Annotated in this window: 15 protein-coding genes; 7 read left to right on the top strand and 8 right to left on the bottom strand. The window is 71.7% G+C overall.

The features are described from left to right. Both ACWEPL_RS54445 and ACWEPL_RS54440 read left to right on the top strand, forming a co-directional pair. Positions 1-1,643: amidoligase family protein (locus ACWEPL_RS54445; RefSeq protein ID WP_452441223.1), on the top strand; the 1,643-nt coding region annotated here is incomplete at its 5' end. Between the two features lie 31 nt (positions 1,644-1,674). Next, the gene (locus ACWEPL_RS54440) at positions 1,675-2,190 is read left to right on the top strand and encodes a hypothetical protein (protein WP_452441222.1); all 516 of its coding nucleotides are present in this window, start codon (positions 1,675-1,677) and stop codon (positions 2,188-2,190) included. A gap of 10 nt (positions 2,191-2,200) precedes the next feature. Here the strand turns inward: ACWEPL_RS54440 and ACWEPL_RS54435 are convergent, their stop codons facing one another. Genes ACWEPL_RS54435 through ACWEPL_RS54415 form a run of 5 tightly spaced genes read right to left on the bottom strand, consistent with a single transcriptional unit; the run spans position 2,201 to position 8,200 of the window. After that, entirely contained in the window at positions 2,201-2,914 is a 714-nt protein-coding gene (locus tag ACWEPL_RS54435) for a helix-turn-helix transcriptional regulator (protein WP_363971191.1), read from the bottom strand. A gap of 57 nt (positions 2,915-2,971) precedes the next feature. After that, entirely contained in the window at positions 2,972-4,759 is a 1,788-nt protein-coding gene (locus ACWEPL_RS54430) for a dipeptide ABC transporter ATP-binding protein (protein WP_452441220.1), read from the bottom strand. After that, the gene (locus tag ACWEPL_RS54425) at positions 4,756-5,607 is read right to left on the bottom strand and encodes an ABC transporter permease (protein ID WP_363971187.1); all 852 of its coding nucleotides are present in this window, start codon (positions 5,605-5,607) and stop codon (positions 4,756-4,758) included. The genes ACWEPL_RS54430 and ACWEPL_RS54425 overlap by 4 nt, the downstream gene beginning before the upstream one ends. Then, positions 5,607-6,572 (bottom strand): ABC transporter permease, encoded by a 966-nt coding sequence (locus ACWEPL_RS54420; RefSeq protein ID WP_452441219.1) that lies wholly within the window; start codon positions 6,570-6,572, stop codon positions 5,607-5,609. The genes ACWEPL_RS54425 and ACWEPL_RS54420 overlap by 1 nt, the downstream gene beginning before the upstream one ends. Then, positions 6,569-8,200 (bottom strand): ABC transporter substrate-binding protein, encoded by a 1,632-nt coding sequence (locus tag ACWEPL_RS54415; protein ID WP_452441218.1) that lies wholly within the window; start codon positions 8,198-8,200, stop codon positions 6,569-6,571. Before ACWEPL_RS54415 ends, ACWEPL_RS54420 begins: the two co-directional genes overlap by 4 nt. Positions 8,201-8,378: 178 nt before the next feature. Between ACWEPL_RS54415 and ACWEPL_RS54410 the strand changes: the two genes are divergently transcribed. The 5 genes from ACWEPL_RS54410 to ACWEPL_RS54390 all read left to right on the top strand — a co-directional run bounded on the left by ACWEPL_RS54410 (position 8,379) and on the right by ACWEPL_RS54390 (position 14,127). Then, positions 8,379-8,762 carry a RidA family protein gene (locus tag ACWEPL_RS54410; RefSeq protein WP_363971181.1) on the top strand — a complete coding sequence of 128 codons (384 nt, stop codon included), beginning with the start codon at positions 8,379-8,381 and terminating at the stop codon, positions 8,760-8,762. After that, positions 8,755-10,665 (top strand): amidohydrolase family protein, encoded by a 1,911-nt coding sequence (locus tag ACWEPL_RS54405; protein WP_452441216.1) that lies wholly within the window; start codon positions 8,755-8,757, stop codon positions 10,663-10,665. The genes ACWEPL_RS54410 and ACWEPL_RS54405 overlap by 8 nt, the downstream gene beginning before the upstream one ends. A gap of 2 nt (positions 10,666-10,667) precedes the next feature. Next, positions 10,668-12,080, top strand: coding sequence for a S10 family peptidase (locus tag ACWEPL_RS54400; RefSeq protein WP_452441225.1), 1,413 nt, complete (start codon positions 10,668-10,670; stop codon positions 12,078-12,080). After that, positions 12,065-13,519 (top strand): S10 family peptidase, encoded by a 1,455-nt coding sequence (locus tag ACWEPL_RS54395; RefSeq protein WP_452441215.1) that lies wholly within the window; start codon positions 12,065-12,067, stop codon positions 13,517-13,519. The genes ACWEPL_RS54400 and ACWEPL_RS54395 overlap by 16 nt, the downstream gene beginning before the upstream one ends. 74 nt (positions 13,520-13,593) lie before the next feature. Beyond that, positions 13,594-14,127: a hypothetical protein gene (locus tag ACWEPL_RS54390; protein ID WP_452441214.1), complete on the top strand. Its 534-nt coding sequence runs from the start codon at positions 13,594-13,596 to the stop codon at positions 14,125-14,127. A gap of 16 nt (positions 14,128-14,143) precedes the next feature. Here the strand turns inward: ACWEPL_RS54390 and ACWEPL_RS54385 are convergent, their stop codons facing one another. The 3 genes from ACWEPL_RS54385 to ACWEPL_RS54375 are packed head-to-tail and all read right to left on the bottom strand — an operon-like array spanning position 14,144 to position 16,007. Continuing rightward, a complete protein-coding gene (locus ACWEPL_RS54385; protein ID WP_363971173.1) occupies positions 14,144-14,695 on the bottom strand; it encodes a CGNR zinc finger domain-containing protein in 552 nt (183 codons plus the stop codon). 48 nt (positions 14,696-14,743) lie between these two features. Continuing rightward, positions 14,744-15,391 carry a cytochrome b/b6 domain-containing protein gene (locus ACWEPL_RS54380; RefSeq protein ID WP_452441213.1) on the bottom strand — a complete coding sequence of 216 codons (648 nt, stop codon included), beginning with the start codon at positions 15,389-15,391 and terminating at the stop codon, positions 14,744-14,746. Next, positions 15,357-16,007: a molybdopterin-dependent oxidoreductase gene (locus ACWEPL_RS54375; protein WP_452441224.1), complete on the bottom strand. Its 651-nt coding sequence runs from the start codon at positions 16,005-16,007 to the stop codon at positions 15,357-15,359. Before ACWEPL_RS54375 ends, ACWEPL_RS54380 begins: the two co-directional genes overlap by 35 nt. Between the last annotated feature and the right edge of the window lie 66 nt (positions 16,008-16,073).

The following is a 16,073-nucleotide window of genomic DNA, read 5'->3' as shown; positions in this document are numbered from 1 at the left end:
GCCTGGCCGCGGACGCGCAGGCGGACGGCGCCGACCTGGCGCGGGCGGCCGACCGCGCGGATCTCGTCGGCCGCCTCGCCGCCTACCGGGCGCGCGACCCGTACCTTTGGGACGGGTTGCGGATCGCGGCCGAGCGCGGTCTCACGCAGCTGAGCAACGACGAGGCGCGCGCCCTCTCCCGCCTCGCCGAGATCACCGCCTCCGAGTCGCCGTCCCGGATGTGGGTGTTCGATCCGCTGCGCCGCTTGGCGGGGGACACGGGTCACCACCATTCCGTCGAGCAGTTGGTGCGGCATGCCGCCGTGGCACTACCGCATGGCGTCGACCCCTTCGGGCCGCTCGACAGGCAGCAGGTGCTCGACGTCTTGTCTACGCACGTCGTACGGCCGGACCCGCAGCAGGTCCCGCCGGGCCTGCACGACCTGTCGCCCGCGGCCGTCCGGGACGCCCGGCAGGCCGCGGCGCACGCGCACGCGCAGGCGAAGGAGGCCTTCCACCATTCTTCCCTGCGCCGCACCGTGTCGCGCCTGGTCGGCCAGGACCCGTTGGTCGTGGCCAGGCAGGAAATGGTGGCCTCGCTGGAGTCCCGCACCCGGGCGTGGCAACGCTGGCCGGAGCGCCCGGAGGTCTCTTTCACGGGGGATTTCGCGGCGTACCGGCACGCTTATGATCAGGCGGTGCAACGCGCGGTCAGGGGAGAGGCGGTGATCCCCTACATGAGGGAGAACGCCACCGCGTCCCTGGGGGCCCGGGACGGCGGGCGCGGTTTCGGGGTGGAGATCGAGTTCGAGCTGCCGAAGCACAACGCCCGCCAGGCCCTGCAGGCCATCGCCCGTGCCCTTCACAAGGCCGGCCTGACCGGCGATGCCAAGGTGGACAACTACCACACCATGCGGGACGAGGGTTACCGGTCGGGCAAGAACGGCGGGCGCGGCCTCTGGAGGCTGGAGCAGGACGGCACGGTCGACGGCGAGCTGATCTCACCCATCCTGTACGACGAGCCGGCGACGTGGGAGAACCTCCTCGTCGCCACCGAGATCATCCGCGCGCACGGCGGCACGGCCGGCGCCTCTACCGGCGGGCACGTCCACGTGAGCACGCACGACTTCGACCACATCGTGGAGAACTACACCAGCTTGCTGAATCACGGGGGCCTGCACACCGACACCCTGTTCAGGCTCGGGCACAATCCGGAGCGGGAAAGCCACCGGGGCGTGGCGCAATGCCAGCCCAACCGGCTCCCCACGGAGGGCTACCGGTCGATAGCCCCGGTGCGCAATCTCAACGGCCGCAAGTCCGCGGTGAACATGGAGAGCATGAAGGGGACCGCGAAAGACCACGTCGAGTGGCGGCTGTGGGACGGTTCGCTCGACCCCGCCGTGATCCAGTCCCGTGTGAAGGTGTCGCTCGCGGAGGTCGAGGCGGCCTTCCGCACCGCGACGCTGGGTCAGTTGCCCAACCTTGGCCGGCTCGACCAGTTGGGCGCCCACGCCGAGCTCCTCAAGCAGGAGCCCGGGCTGGACCTCACCGAGGGAGGAAGCCTCTCCTTCCGGCTCCTGATGGACGAGCTGTTCTGGCGGGCCGCCGACAAGGAGCAGCTCACCGCCCTGTTCGCCGCCACTCGCTGGGCGCCCGCGGCATGAACGACCTCACCACGGAACGGGAGGCCGGCCGGTGGCCGTGATCATCCGCAACTCCTCGGCGGCGGAGCCGCCTCCGCCCGCCCCGGTCAACGGCGACGGCCGGCCGTACCGCTACGAAATGATCCACGCGGACGGGACCTACCGCGGCTACGCCGACGACGCCGCCGAGCTGACCGGGATGCTCATCCCCGGCTACGCCTCGCTCGCCACCGACGGCGAGCGGGCCGCGGCGCGGGTCGGCCTCGCGATGGACGTGCAGGTCAGGGTGCAGGCCCAGCTCGCGGCCGGGCCGCAGCTCGACGCCTGCGACGAGGCCGAGCGCGCCGTCCTGCTCGGGGGCCGGCACGAGCCACCGGCCCCCTCCCGGTGGGAGGCGCCGGTGCCCCTGGTGCTGGTCTTGGCCTTCTACGAGCCCGCCGGGGCGCTGCCGCGGCCGACGGGGCCGGCGGAGCTCCAGGTCTGGCTCGACCCGGCCGACGACTGGACCCTGCTGACCAGCCTGCACACGGCCGGCGTGATCGTCGTGGGAGCGCGGGACGACACCTGAGGCCGGACGTTCAGTCGACGGTCTCGGCCTGGAGCTCGTTGAGGTAGTTGTAGATCGTGAAGCGGCTGACGTTGAGCCGCTGGGCCGCCTGGTCCACCGCGCCGCGCAGGGTGAAGAAGCCGCGTTTGTTGAGGTCCTCGACCACCGCGACCTTGTGCGACTTCTTCATCAGGTCGACCGGCACCCCGGCCCCGTTGATCGCGTTGTCGAGGATCCCCTCGCCGAGGCTCTCCAGCGACACCGGGAAGGTCTCCGCCGGCCTGCCGGGAGGGGCGTCGAGCATCGGGCCCGCCCCGGGTGCGAGGGCGGTCATCGCATGGAGGATCTCCTCGGCCCGCTTCAGGTCGCCGATGTCGGTGTTGACGCACAGGCACACCACCGACTTGCCGGACGGGGCGTGGAAGAAGATGCTCGACGAGCGCATCACCAGCCCGTCGGCGGTCTCCGACCGGTAGCCGATCAGGTGCTCGGTCCAGCCCGCCTTGAACGTGCGCAGCCCCAGGTCGGTGGGCGGACCGCCGATGTCCCTGCCGGTCAGCGTGCCGCCGATGGCGGCGATCGTGTTGGGCATCGTGGTCAGGTTGTGCAGCACCGCCTCGGTCTTGGGGCCCATGGCCTGGGCGAGCGCCGGGATGACCGGGCCCAGCAGTTCGACCACCAGGGCGGCGTGGGCCCGCTCGTTCGTGGTGAACGTCGGCTCGCCGTCCGCGGACGTGGCTGTCATTGGCCGTACCCCTGTCTCGTGTCTCGCAGGATCGATCTCAACAGTATGTCGAAGTTTTCACTCGTGCCGGGGCACGGACTCGACCAGGCTGATCGTGTACGGGTGCCGGGGGGAGTCCAGGATCGTGCCCGTGTCCCCGCTCTCGGCGATCTCTCCGTGCCGCAGCACGATGGCGCGATCGGTCATCTGCCGCACCACCGCCAGGTCGTGGGTGATGAAGAGCATGCTGGTGCCGTGCTCCCGGCGTACCTCGCGCAGCAGCTCCAGCACCTGCGCCTGGACGGACACGTCGAGCGCGGCCACGGGCTCGTCGCAGATCAGCAGGCGGGGCCGGACCGCGATGGCCCTGGCGATGGCGACGCGCTGGCGCTCGCCGCCGGACAGCGCGCTCGGCTTGCGGGCGGCGTAGGCGGCGGGCAGGCCCACCAGGTCGAGCAGGTCGCCGACCCGCTGGCCGGTGCCGCCGACGGCGAGCGCCTCCGTGAGCGCCGCGCCGATGGACAGCGCGGGGTTGAGCGAGGCGTACGGGTCCTGGAACACCACCTGGACCAGGCGGCCGGCCTGCCGCCGCTGCTTCGCGGTGAGCCGCCGGTGGTCGGTGACGTCCAGCTCGCCGAGGCGGATCGTGCCGCCGGTGGCGGTCTGCAGCCCGAGGACGCAGCGCGCGATGGTGGTCTTGCCGGAGCCGGTCTCGCCCACGAGCCCCAGCGACTCGCCTTCGGCGATCTCGAAGGACACCTCCCGTACGGCCTGCTTCGTCACCGCCCGCGAGACCATGGACGTGGTGCGGTAGGTCATGCTCAGCCCGGACACGGTCAGGATGGGCGCGCCGGTCCGCGGCCGGGGCGCCGCGGCGGCCTGCGTGGCCTCCTGGCGGCGCAGCCGCAGGTCGGCGCGGATCTCGTCCAGGCGGAAGCAGGCGGACGAGCGGTCGTCGCCGACGGGCGCGAGCGGCGGCCGGGACATTGTGCAGTCGGGCGTGCTCCAGTCGCAGCGCGCGGCGAAGGCGCACCGGTCGGCCAGGTCGTCGGCGCGCGGGACGCTGCCGGGGATGGCGGTGAGCTTCTCGACCAGGTGTGTCACCGGCGGCTCGGCGAGCAGCAGGCCGAGGGAGTAGGGGTGTTCGGGCGTGCGCGCCAGCTCGCTCGCGGGGGCGTTCTCCAGGACCGACCCGGCGTACATGACCAGGATCCGGTCGCAGACGGAGAAGGCCACGCGCAGGTCGTGCGTGATGAGGATGAGTGCCATGTCCCGGTCGCGCTGGAGCTTGTGCAGCAGGCGCAGGATGTCGGCCTGGGTGGTGGCGTCGAGGGCGGTGGTGGGCTCGTCGGCGACCAGCAGGTCCGGGTCCCCGGCGAGCGCGGCGGCGATGGCGACGCGCTGGCGCATGCCGCCGGACAGCTGGAAGGGGTACTTGCGGGCGACCTCGGCGGCGTCGAGCCCGACCTCGGCCAGGCGGCGGACGATCTCGGCGCGGGCGGTGCCGCGGTCGCGGCGCACCTGGCGCGGGAGCGACTCGCGCAGGTGCTCGCCGATGGTCTGCAGCGGGTTCAGCGCGGTGAACGGGTCCTGCATGACCATGCTGATGCGGGTGCCGCGCAGCGGCCGCAGCTCGCGTTCCTTCCTGCCGATGAGCGGGACGCCGTCGAAGGTGATGTCGCCGGACGCGCCGACCCCCGGGGGGAGGGCGGCCATGACGGCGCGGGCGGTCATCGTCTTGCCGCTGCCCGACTCGCCCACGATGCCCAGCGTCCGGCCGGCGTCGAGGGTGAAGTCGACCTCCCTGACCAGGGTTCTGGGACCGGCGTGCACGCGCAGGCCGCTGACGGTGAGAAGAGGGGTCATGGCCGGTCACCGTCCATGGAGTAGCGGTCGTAGATCCAGTCGCCCAGGAGGGTGAAGCTGGTGGCGGTGAAGGCGATCATGGCGCCGGGCGCCAGGGAGATCCAGGGGTTGTCGGCGAGCAGGTTCTGGCCGCTCTGCAGCAGGGCGCCCCAGTCCGGGTTGCCGGGTGGCGCGCCCAGGCCGAGGTAGGACAGGCCGGACAGGCTGATCAGCGCGCCGACGAAGTCCAGCAGGAAGGTCGCGATCACGGTGGGCATGATGTTGGGGAGGAGGTGCCTGGCCATGATCCGCCCGGCGGGCAGGCCCAGGGTGCGGGCCGCGTCCACGTACGGCAGGCGCGCCTGGGCGAGCGTGGCGCTGCGGCACAGCCGGATCTCGCCCGGCAGCGACAGCACCGCCAGGACGAGGACGGCGAACCAGTAGCCGCCGCCCACGACGCCGACCAGCACGATGATCACCAGCAGCCCGGGCAGCGCGTACATCAGATCGGCCAGCCGGTTGAGCAGCGAGTCGATCCAGCCGCCCCGGTATCCGGCCAGCACGCCCAGGGCCGCGCCGACCACGACGGTGCCGAGCGCGACGCAGAGCGGGCCGGCCAGCGCGCTGCGCGTGCCCGCGATGACCTGGGACAGCACGTCCCTGCCGAGCTGGTCGGTGCCGAGCCAGTGCGCGCCGCTGGAGCCCGACACGTTCAGCATCAGGTCCTGGGCGCCGGGGTCGTAGGGCGTCAGCCACGGCCCGGCCGCGGCGAGCACGGCGACCAGCAGGAGGAAGCCCGCGGCCAGGCGCACCATGAGGGGAGCCCTGGCCACGCTTCGCGCGGAGGCGGAAAGGGCGATCACCGCCATCAGGCACCTGCTTTCGCGATCGTACGGGTGCCGGGGTCGAGCGCCAGGCCCAGCAGGTCGACGACCAGGTTGACCAGCACCACCAGCGCCCCCAGGAGCACGGCGAGGCCCTGGACCACGGGGATGTCCTTGTCGACCACCGCCTGCAGCAGCAGGGTGCCGATCCCGGGCAGGGAGAAGACCTGCTCCACGAACACCCCGGCGGACAGCGCGGCGATGACCAGCATCCCCGTGCTGGTCACGACGGGCAGGGCGGAGTTGCGCAGGGCATAGCGGACCAGCACCCGGGCGGGGCTGAGCCCGCGGATGCGGGCGAAGGTGATGTAGTCCTGCTGCATGACGGTGAGGGTGGCGGCGCGGGTCTGCCGGATGACGACGGCGGACAGGAATCCGGCCAGCGCCAGCGCGGGCAGCGTCAGGTGGGCGACCCGCTCGCTGAAGCCCTCGCCGATCCCGTAGACGGGGAACCAGCCGAGGGCGACGCCGAACACGTACAGCAGCGCGATCGACAGCACGACCGGCGGCGCGCTGATGGCGAACGTGGCCAGGAACGACACGGCCCGGTCGGTGGGACGGCCGCGCCGCATGCCCGCCGCCATCCCGAGGGGGATGCCGAAGCCGACGACCAGCACCACGGCGTAGAACGCGAGCTGGAGCGTGATCGCCGCCCGGTCACCCATCAGCAGCAGGACGTCCTGGTCGGTCTGGATGGAGATCGACTGCCTGAAGTCCAGCCGGAGCGCGTCGCCGAGCCAGGACCAGTACTGGAGCAGGAACGGCTCGTCGAGGTGGTACTTGGCCTGCAGCGCCGCCAGCACCTCCGGTGTCGGCGGGCGGGTGCCGAGCAGGGTCTGCACCGGCGAGCCGGGGCTGGCCGCCAGCAGCCCGAAGACCAGGAAGCTGAGCACCAGCAGCAGCAGGAGCATGGCGCCCAGCCGCTTGGCGAGGAAGAGGATGATCGTCATTTGTTCGAACGCAGCAGCTCGATCCAGGCGCCGCTCTGCTTGTCGAAGAGCGTCGGGGTTCTGGTGAACGTGAGCCCGCCGGCCAGCGCGTACACCTGCTGCTGGGTGTAGAGCGGCACGTACGGGACCTGCTCGGCGATCTCCGTGATGATCGCCTTGGTCGCCGCCCAGCGCTCCTCCTTGGAGTACTTCCCGGCGGTCTCGGGGGCGATGAGCGGGAAGTTCTTCTCGACGACCGGGGTGGTGAAGTTCGCCGAGTTGGGGAAGTTGGGCTTCATGTTGGCCTTGCCGACGAAGCCGAACATCAGCCCGGAGGGGTCGGGCAGGGTGCTGCCGAATCCGGTGATCACCTGGATGCCGGTGGTCTGGTGGCTGAAGAACGTCTGGAACCACTGGCCGGGGGGCACCGGCTTGGGGGTGACGGTGACGCCCAGCTGCTTCATGTTCTGCTGCAGGTTGAGCAGCAGCAGCCGCTCCCACGCGGAGGTGTTGAGATAGGGGACGGTGACCTCGAACCCGCCGGCGTGCGCGGACTGCGCCAGCTCCGCCTTGGCCTTGGCCAGGTCGAACTCGTACGCCGGGAGCCGGCCGAGGAACGCCTCCGCCTCGGCCTCCTGGGCGACGCCGGCCAGCTCGCCGGTGGGCACGATCGTCTTCAGCAGTGCGGCGTGCTCGCCGAAGGCGGCGGCCAGCACGCCCTTGCGGTCGATGGAGTGCGCGACCGCCTTGCGGACGTGCAGGTCGTCGAAGGGCGGCTTGCCGGTGTCCATCGAGAGGAGGTCGGAGTTGAAGTCGTCCGCCATGTGCAGCGAGGCCCCGCTGCCCTTCCACTGCGCGGTGGTCTTGAGGTCGTTGACCTGCACGCCCTGAAGCGATCCCGAGCGCATGGCGAGCTGGGCGGCCGAGTTGTCGCTGATCACGGTGAACTTCACCGAGTCGGGCTTGGGCGGAGTGCCCCAGTAGCCCGGGTTGCGGGCGAGCGTGATGTCCTGCGAGGTCTGCGTCTTGAAGACGTAGGGGCCGGTGCCGATCGGCAGCGCGGCCGAGGTGCCGAGGTCCTTGGGGTGCGCCTTGGCGAACGCGGCCTGCTGGATCGGGAGGCCGCCGAGGGCGTTGCGCAGGAAGGCGGTCGGGTACTTCCACGTCACCGTGACCTCGCGGGGTCCGGTGACCTCCGCGCTCTTGAAGCCCTGCATGTTGCCCGCGGTCTCGGCGGTGGGCACGGCGGCGGCGTCGATGCTCCAGACGACGTCCTCCGGCGTCAGCGGCTTGCCGTCGGAGAAGGTGACGCCGTCCCGGAGCCGGTAGACCACCGTGCTCTTGTCGGGCTCGGCGGCCGAGACGGCCAGCCCCGGCGTGATCCTGATCTGGCCCTGGTCGAAGCCGATCCGCTCGAGCGGCTCCGCGACCAGTGAGGTGATCATCTGCGTGTTGGTCTTGGTGGTGATACCGCTCAACGACGTGGGCATCTGCGAGATCGCGTACGTGAACGACGCGATCTTCCGCTCCGTCGGAGCGTTGCGGCCGGCCGGGCCGCCGGAGGCGCCGGAGGCGCACGCGGTCAGGAGGACGAGGCCCCCCGTGAGCGTGAGCGCGGCTCCGGCGCGGCGCCGAGTAACCGATTGCATAGGTGGCTTCCCTTCACCGAGGTGACGGGAACTATACGACCTGTTTTAGTTCTCTACAATAGCCACAAGTTTCTGTCGGGTAACGGCAGCTCGGCCCCGGATTACTCTTGACTGTTGTTGGAAATCCTCTACCGTGTGTTGAAATCTCGCCGAGAGGTCACGCTTGATGGGAGAGTCGATGCCGAAGAAGGTCGTCAACACCGGGTCCGCGCTCGGCCCGTACTCGTCGGCGGTCGTCGCCGGCGACACCTGCTACGTGGCCGGGACCGGCGGGTTCGTCCCGGGAACGACCCGGATCGTCGAGGGCGGCATCGAGGCCGAGATCCGGCAGACGATGAAGAACCTCGAATCCACGATCACCCAGGCCGGCTTCCGCCTTCAGGACGTGGTCAGCACGACCTGCTACCTGCGCGACATCGAGCACTGGCCGCTGCTCAACGACGTCTACAGCGGTTACTTCGGCCATGAGCCCCCGGCCAGGGCCGCCGTGGTGGTGGGCGACATGCCCGCCGGCGCCAACATCGAGATCACCTGCGTGGCCTGGCGCGGCAAGGATGACTGAGCGTTTCGCCGTCGTCTCGGGCGGCGAGGTCACGGGCCGCGTCACCGTGGAGCGCTCGGGCGGCGACCTGCTGATCGACTCCGCCATGGACGACAACGGCCGCGGCGCCAAGCTGCGCGAGCGCGTGACCCTGGACGCGCACGGCGTCCCGGCCGCGTGGGAGATCGACGGCACCTCGCTGATGGGCGGCGCCGTACGCGAACGGCTCCGCGACGGCGTCTGGGAGAGCCAGGCCGATCGTGGCCGGGCACCCGGCGGAGAGCGCCGGCTGTACCTCGCCAACGACTCCAGCCCCTACGCCTCGGGCATCTACGCCCGCGCCGTCCTCGATCACGGGGGCGCGCTGGACGCGCTGCCGGGCGGCCGCGTCACCGCCGAATTCCTGCGGCGCGTGACCCTGTCCGGGCATGACCTGGACGCTTACGTGCTCAGGGGCGTCGGCCTGCTGCCGGAGTTCGTGCTGCTGGACCACGAGCGGCGGCTGGTCGCCCGGCTCGGCGGGTCCCTGATGGTGCGCGAGGACCACCTGCCGGACGCCGCGGAGCTCGCGGCCCTGGACACCGTCCTGTCGGCGGAGCACGTGGCCCGGGTCGGCGAGAGCGTCCGGCAGGTCTGCGACGAGCCGGTCCGCATCCGTGACGTGCGGGTCTTCGACCCCGGGACCCTCCGGCTCACCGAGCCGTGCTCGGTGGTGTTCTTCCGCGGCGTGATCACCTCCGTCGGGCCGGACGCCCCGGGCGACGGGGTGGAGATCGACGGCCAGGGCGGCACCCTGCTGGCCGGGCTGCACGACATGCACGCCCACAACACCGCCGCCAGCGGCCTGTTCTACCTGGCCGCGGGCGTCACCACCACCCGTGACATGGGCAACGACAACGCCATGCTGCTCGGCCTGATCCCCAGGATCGACTCGGGCGAGCTGCCGGGGCCGTCCATCGTCCCCTCCGGGCTCATCGAGGGACGCAGCCCGCACTCCGCCCGCATCGGCGTCATCCCCGGCGACCTCGACCACGCGCTCGCCACCGTCCGCTGGTACGCCGAGCGCGGCTACCACCAAATCAAGATCTACAACTCCGTCGACCCGGCCTGGGTGGCCCCGCTCGCCGCCGAGGCGCACCGGCTGGGCCTGCGCGTCACCGGCCACATCCCGGCCTTCGCCACCCCCGACGGGATGATCGAGGCGGGCTACGACGAGATCACCCACATCAACCAGCTCCTCCTCGGCTGGCTCCTGGACCCCGAGGAGGACACCAGGACACCGCTGCGGCTCACCGCGCTGACCCGCGCGAAGGATCTCGACCTCGACTCGCCCCGCGTCCGCCACACCCTCGATCTCATGCTGGAGCGGGGGATCGGTCTCGACACCACGACCGTCATCCTCGAACGCCTGATGCTCTCCCGGGCCGGGCGGATCCAGGAGGGCGACCGGCCGTACCTGGACCACATGCCGGTCGGCTACCAGCGCTACCGCAAGCGCACCTACGTCCCCAACCCGGACGACGGCTACGACGAGGCCTTCCCCAAGCTCCTGGAGACCATGGCGCTGCTGCACGCGCACGGCGTCCCGCTGTGGCCGGGCACGGACGACCCTTCCGGCTTCACCGTCCACCGCGAGCTGGAGCTGTACGCCGCGGCCGGCATCCCCGCCGCCGAGGTGCTCCGGATCGCCACCCTCGACTGCGCCCGCCACCTGGGCCGCGAGCGCCTGAGCGGCAGCGTCGCCCGCGGAAAGCGCGCCGACCTGATCCTGGTGGACGGCGACCCGACCCGGGACCTCTCCGCGATCCGCCGCATCCGCATGACCGTGAAGGGCGGCGACCTCTACTTCCCCGCGGACATCCACCGCGAGCTGTCCATCGCCCCGTTCACGGCCGCGCCGCCGGTGAAAGGAGTCCCCCGGTGACCATGCCCGGCATCCATCGCGAGGCCGTGTTCGGCGGTCTCGACGTCAAGTACGAAGCGCGGGTGGACGAGATCGTCGTACCCGATTCGTCGGGCGAACCGGGGGCGCGCTACGTCTGCACGAGCTACACCGTGCCCGGCGCGTCCGAACGGCCCGTGATCTTCGCCTTCAACGGCGGGCCGGGGTCGTCCTCGGTCTGGCTGCACCTCGGGATCGGCCCCCGGCGCGTCGCGGACGCCGACCTGCTGCGGCCCCGGATGGCCCCGCCCTTCGGGCTCGCCGACAATCCGGACTGCGTCCTGGACAGCGCGGACCTGGTGTTCATCGACCCGCCCGGGACCGGGTTCAGCCGGGTGCTGGACGAGGAGCGGCAGGCCGACTTCTACGGAGTCGTCCCCGACGCGATCGCCACGATGCGGTTCATCACCCAGTGGTCCCGGCGGCACGGGCGGGAGAACTCCCCGAAGTTCCTGCTCGGCGAGAGCTACGGCGCGATCCGGGCGGCCACCGTCGCGAAGCTGAGCGCGGGCGGGCCCACCACCACCGGCCGCCTGGAGTCGCTGGCGCTCAACGGCGTGATCCTGATGGGGCCGGGCCTCCAGTTCGGCAACGGGGCGAACCTCGCCCACGTGACCACGCTGCCCTCGCTGGCCGCGACCGCCTGGTACCACGACCGGCTGCCCGGACGGCCGGCCGACGTCCGGGAACACGTCGAGGCCGCCACCCGGTTCGCCGAGGAGGACTATCTCACGGCCCTGTTCGCCGGCTCCCGGCTCGACCGGCGGCGCCGCGAGGCCGTGGCGGCCCGGCTGCACGAGCTCATCGGGCTCGCGCCCGGCGTGATCGCCGAGCATGATCTGCGCCTCACCCCGCAACGGTTCGCGAGCCTGCTGCTGCGCGACCGGGGCGAGCAGGTGGGCCTGTACGACAGCCGCTACCGCCTGCCGCTGGCCGGGGCCGGCGGCGACCCGGTGGCCGACGATCCCGCGATGGGGCAGTACGTCCCCTCCTTCGCCGGCGCCATCGACGGCTACCTGCGCGAGGAGCTCTGCGTCGAGCGGGACGACGACTACCGGACCATCGAGTTCGCCCGGGTCAACTTCCGCTGGGACTACGGCGACGGCGCGCGCCTGCCCGCGGGCAACTACGCGGCCGACCTCGCCGTGGCGCTGCGCCGCAACCGGGACCTGCGCGTCCTGCTGTGCGTGGGGATGTACGACCTGGTCACGACCCTGGGGGAGACGAACTACGCGCTCTCGCAGGCCCCCATCGACCCGGAACGGGTCAGCGTACGCACCTACGAGTCCGGCCACATGCCCTATCTCGGGCGCGCGTCGCGCGAACGCCTGGCCGCCGACCTTCGCGCGGTCGTGAAAGCACCGACTGGAGAGGAACCCCCGTGCGTGAGCCAGTGACGACGTTTCATGAAGGCGTGTTCAACGGCCGCCGGCTGCGCTACGCCGCCACCGTCCGGGAGGCCGCCGTCCCGCGTGAGGGCGGCGAGCCGGGCGCGTACGTGGTGTCGACCCAGTACGTGGCCGCCGGGCAGGGCGACCCCGCGGACCGCCCGGTGATCTTCGCCTGCAACGGCGGGCCGATCGTCGCGGCCACACCGCTGCACATGGGCGGGCTCGGGCCGCGCAGGATCGCCTACCCGGACGACCTCGCCGCCGACCCGTCGGGCTTCCCGATCGTCGACAACGAGTACTGCCTGCTGGACGTGGCCGACCTCGTCTTCTTCGACCCGGCCGGCACCGGTTTCAGCAGGGTGGCCGAGGGCGTCGACCCGGCGACGTACTACGGCGTCGACGCGGACGCGCGCCAGATGGCGACGTGGATCGAGGGCTGGCTACGTGACCACGACCGGTCGGCCTCCCCGGTGTACCTGGTGGGCGAGAGCTACGGATCCATCAGGGTCGCGGTGGTCTCGGAACTGCTGACCGCGCTCGCCGAGCCGGTCCGCGTCGAGGGCGTCGTCCTGGTGAGCCAGGCGACCAACATCATCGAAACCTGCCGGCGGCCGGCCAACATCCTCAGCTACGCGGTCTCGCTGCCCACCCTCACGGCGATCGCCTGGTACCACGGCAAGATCGACCGCGCCGGCCGCACCCTCGACGACGTGATCACGGAGTCCTCGCACTTCGCCGACACGGAATACCTGTCCGGGCTCTTCCAGGGCGACGACCTGCCCGCCGGGGAGCGGGGGCGCCTGGCGGAGCGGCTGGCGTCGCTCACCGGGATCCCGGCGAGCCGCTGGACGGAGCGGAACCTGCGCCTGTCCAAGCACGACTTCCGGGCCGAACTCCTGGCCGCGGAAGGGCTCGTCCTCTACATGTACGACGGCCGGTACGCGGGACCGCCGGCCGTGCCCGAGCCGGCCGGCGAGGGGTCGTTCAGCGCGCACGTCGGCGGACCGGTGAACCCCACCGGCGTCTCGGCGATCGTCGACGCGCTCGAACCCGCCATCGCGACCCACCTGAAGGACTTCCTCGAAGCCGCCCGGCCCGGCGACTACCGGGGCATGGAGCCACCCGTCGACGCCGAAGGCCGCGCCCCGGCGGACGTCTGGCGGTGGGGCGCGACGTCCCCCTTCGGGGACTGGCCCTACATGGACTCCATCGCCCGCGCGATGACGCGGGCGCCGGCGATGCGGCTGCTCATCTGCACCGGCCTGTACGACCTCACGACGACGATCGGCGCCGCCCGGCACGCCGTACGCCAGTCGGCCTGGCCCCGCGAACGCGTCAGGACGGCCGCCTACGCCGGGGGACACATGATGTACAGCGTGGAGGCGAGCCTGCGGGAGCTGTCCGGCGACCTCCGCGACTTCGTGAAGAGCACTCCTGTGACATAACAGGTACGCGATCCGCCCGGTTTCTTCTATGTTTGTCCCTGGCTGTGACCATGCCCCCCAAGGAGATGTTCGTCGTGAAGAAACCTCTCGAAGGAGCCGCCCTGCGGGCCGGTGCCGTCGCCGTCGCGCTGACCGCCGGCCTGCTGACCGCTTCCCCGGCCGGCGCCACCGCCGCGACCGGCACGGAGTCCGTCGTCCTGGCTTCGCAGAACGCCGCCGCGGCCCGCCCGGGCAACGGCAGGATCATCTACGACGGCCTCAGCGGCGGCCGCGGCGTCCTCAAGATCAAGAACGGCACGCCGAGGGACGGCGTCGTCACCCTCGTCAAGGGCAGGACCAAGGCGGTCAGCATCTACGTCCGCGCGAAGTCGTCCGCGAGCATCAAGGACGTCAGGGACGGCTCGTACCGGATCTACTTCACCACCGGCTCCCGCTTCAGCACCAGCAAGCGCAGGTTCGCCGTGGGGGCCGCCTACCAGCGCTTCAACCAGCGGCTGAAGTTCGTCACCACCGCCACCTCGTACAGCATCTGGACCATCACCCTCCACCCGGTCAAGGGCGGCAAGGCGCAGACCTCGCAGATCAACCCCAAGGACTACCCCGCCTGATCGCCGCCGGCCGGGGTCAGCGGGCCCCGGCCGTCTCCTTCTTGCGGGCCCGGTAGGCCGCCGCCTTGATCTTGTTGCCGCAGGACTCCATGCCGCACCACTCCCGCCGCCCGCCCCGCGAGCGGTCGATGAAGACCTTGGTGCACTCGGGGTTGGCGCACTCCTTCATCAGCGGCACCTCCGGGCCGCTGAGGAGCTCGATCGCGTGCCGCGCCACGGTGGACAGTGCCTGCGCCGGCGTCGCCTCGACCCACCGCCCCTCGGCGGTGAGCTGGGGTGTCGCCGGCGGCTTGCGCGCCGTCTCGTTCACCAGGGCGAGCGCCTCGTCGTCATATCCGTCGTCGGCCAGCCGGGCGGTGACCAGCGCGTAGAGGGCCTCCCGCACCGCCACCGCCTGGACGAGGTCAGCCTCCTGGCAGGGGGAGACGGCGTCGACGATGCCGGACTCCAGATACCAGGCGTCGAGCCGGTCCGGGGCGTCCAGCGTCTCGAAGCGCGTGGTGCGGCGCGCCCGGAGCGTGCAGGCCAGGTCGAGCGCGGGGTTGCCGCACAGAAAGACATGCTTCACATCACCAGTTTGACAGGTGACGTCTCGCCGTGCAATCGCCATCACCGCTCAAGCCGGTGACTGGCCGTCCGTCCCGTCGTCGAGCCAGCGGGGATGGTGCTTCCTGGCCCACGCGGTCGTCACCCAGCCCGTACGCATCCCGCGCCGCGCCTCCGGGTCCCGGTGCGCCAGCCGGATGTGCCCGATCACGACGGCGGCGATCGCCACCGCCGTCAGGTCGTGCACGAAGATCGCGCTCGCGCGGGGGATCCCCGGCAGCAGGCCGGTGAACCACATCAGCAGGCCGGTGAACGTCATGACCGGCACGGCGCCGGCGATCCACCCGGCGTAGACCTTCTGCCCGGCGTTGAACTTGCCGGCCGGCCGCGGGCCCGGGATCCGCCCGCATGCCGCGCGCAGCCACTCCCTGTCGTACGGCGCCAGCCGGTTGAGCCTGCGCAGGTCGGCCCGGAACGCCCGCGAGGCGAGACCGAGCAGGACGGGCACGGGCAGCAGCAGCCCCGACCACTCGTGCACGACGACCATCAGGTGGCGGCGGCCGACCAGCTGGGCCAGCGGCGGGAAGTACAGGCAGGCCGCCGTCCCCGCGCACAGCAGCATGAGCCCGGCGGTCGCGCGGTGAACCAGCCGCTCGCCCCGGCTGAACCGCCGCCGCGAGCCCTCAGGCCGCCGGGTCGAGCCAGCCGTCGACGTCATAGCCGTACTCCTCCCAGTAGCCCGGGATGACCTGGTCGGTGACGGATATGCCGGACAGCCATTTGGCGGACTTGTAGAAGTACATCGGGGCGACGTAGAGCCGCACCGGGCCCCCGTGGGCGTGCGTGACCGGCGCGTCCAGCATGTCCAGGGCCACCAGCACGTCGGCCCGGCGGGCCTGTTCGAGCGTGAGGCTTTCGCTGTAGACGCCGTCGAAGCAGGTGAAGCGGACCGCCTTGCCCTCGGGACGCACCCCCGCCGCGTCGAGGAGGTGCGAGAGCAGCACCCCGGAGAAGGGGACGTCCGGCACCCGCCAGCCGTCGGTGCACCGTGCCTCGCCGACGACCCAGGTCTGGGGCAGCGCGCGCAGCCCGTCCAGCGTGTACGTCCCCGGCCGCTCGACCAGGCCGCTGATCTCCAGCCGGTAGTCGACCGCGGTCTTCCTGGGCACCGAGGCCGCGACGCTGTAGTACCGGAAGCCGCCCGGGTTGGGCAGCAGCCCGCTGAGCCCGGTGGGGTCGTTCTCGGAGGCCGCCCCGAGGAGCCGTTCCCAGCCGCTCCGCACGAGAGGCGCGGCGGCGAGGCCGGCGGCGCCCGCGCCGAGCATCGAGAGCATCACCCGTCGCGCGATGGGCGGGCCGCTCTCCGCTGAATGTCGTTCATGAGTCACATGGGCGATTCG

Source organism: Nonomuraea sp. NPDC004186, assembly GCF_053603495.1.
Note: the sequence above shows the minus strand (reverse complement) of the source record. Positions and strands in the feature narration are given on the sequence as shown.

Bases quoted from the DNA above. Each gene is read 5' to 3' on its own strand.
- ACWEPL_RS54435 (WP_363971191.1), bottom strand. From the start codon at position 2,914: ATGACAGCCACGTCCGCGGACGGCGAGCCGACGTTCACCACGAACGAG.
- ACWEPL_RS54430 (WP_452441220.1), bottom strand. From the start codon at position 4,759: ATGACCCCTCTTCTCACCGTCAGCGGCCTGCGCGTGCACGCCGGTCCC.
- ACWEPL_RS54425 (WP_363971187.1), bottom strand. From the start codon at position 5,607: ATGGCGGTGATCGCCCTTTCCGCCTCCGCGCGAAGCGTGGCCAGGGCT.
- ACWEPL_RS54420 (WP_452441219.1), bottom strand. From the start codon at position 6,572: ATGACGATCATCCTCTTCCTCGCCAAGCGGCTGGGCGCCATGCTCCTG.
- ACWEPL_RS54415 (WP_452441218.1), bottom strand. From the start codon at position 8,200: ATGCAATCGGTTACTCGGCGCCGCGCCGGAGCCGCGCTCACGCTCACG.
- ACWEPL_RS54410 (WP_363971181.1), top strand. From the start codon at position 8,379: ATGCCGAAGAAGGTCGTCAACACCGGGTCCGCGCTCGGCCCGTACTCG.
- ACWEPL_RS54405 (WP_452441216.1), top strand. From the start codon at position 8,755: ATGACTGAGCGTTTCGCCGTCGTCTCGGGCGGCGAGGTCACGGGCCGC.
- ACWEPL_RS54400 (WP_452441225.1), top strand. From the start codon at position 10,668: ATGCCCGGCATCCATCGCGAGGCCGTGTTCGGCGGTCTCGACGTCAAG.
- ACWEPL_RS54380 (WP_452441213.1), bottom strand. From the start codon at position 15,391: ATGACGTCGACGGCTGGCTCGACCCGGCGGCCTGAGGGCTCGCGGCGG.
- ACWEPL_RS54375 (WP_452441224.1), bottom strand. From the start codon at position 16,007: ATGCTCTCGATGCTCGGCGCGGGCGCCGCCGGCCTCGCCGCCGCGCCT.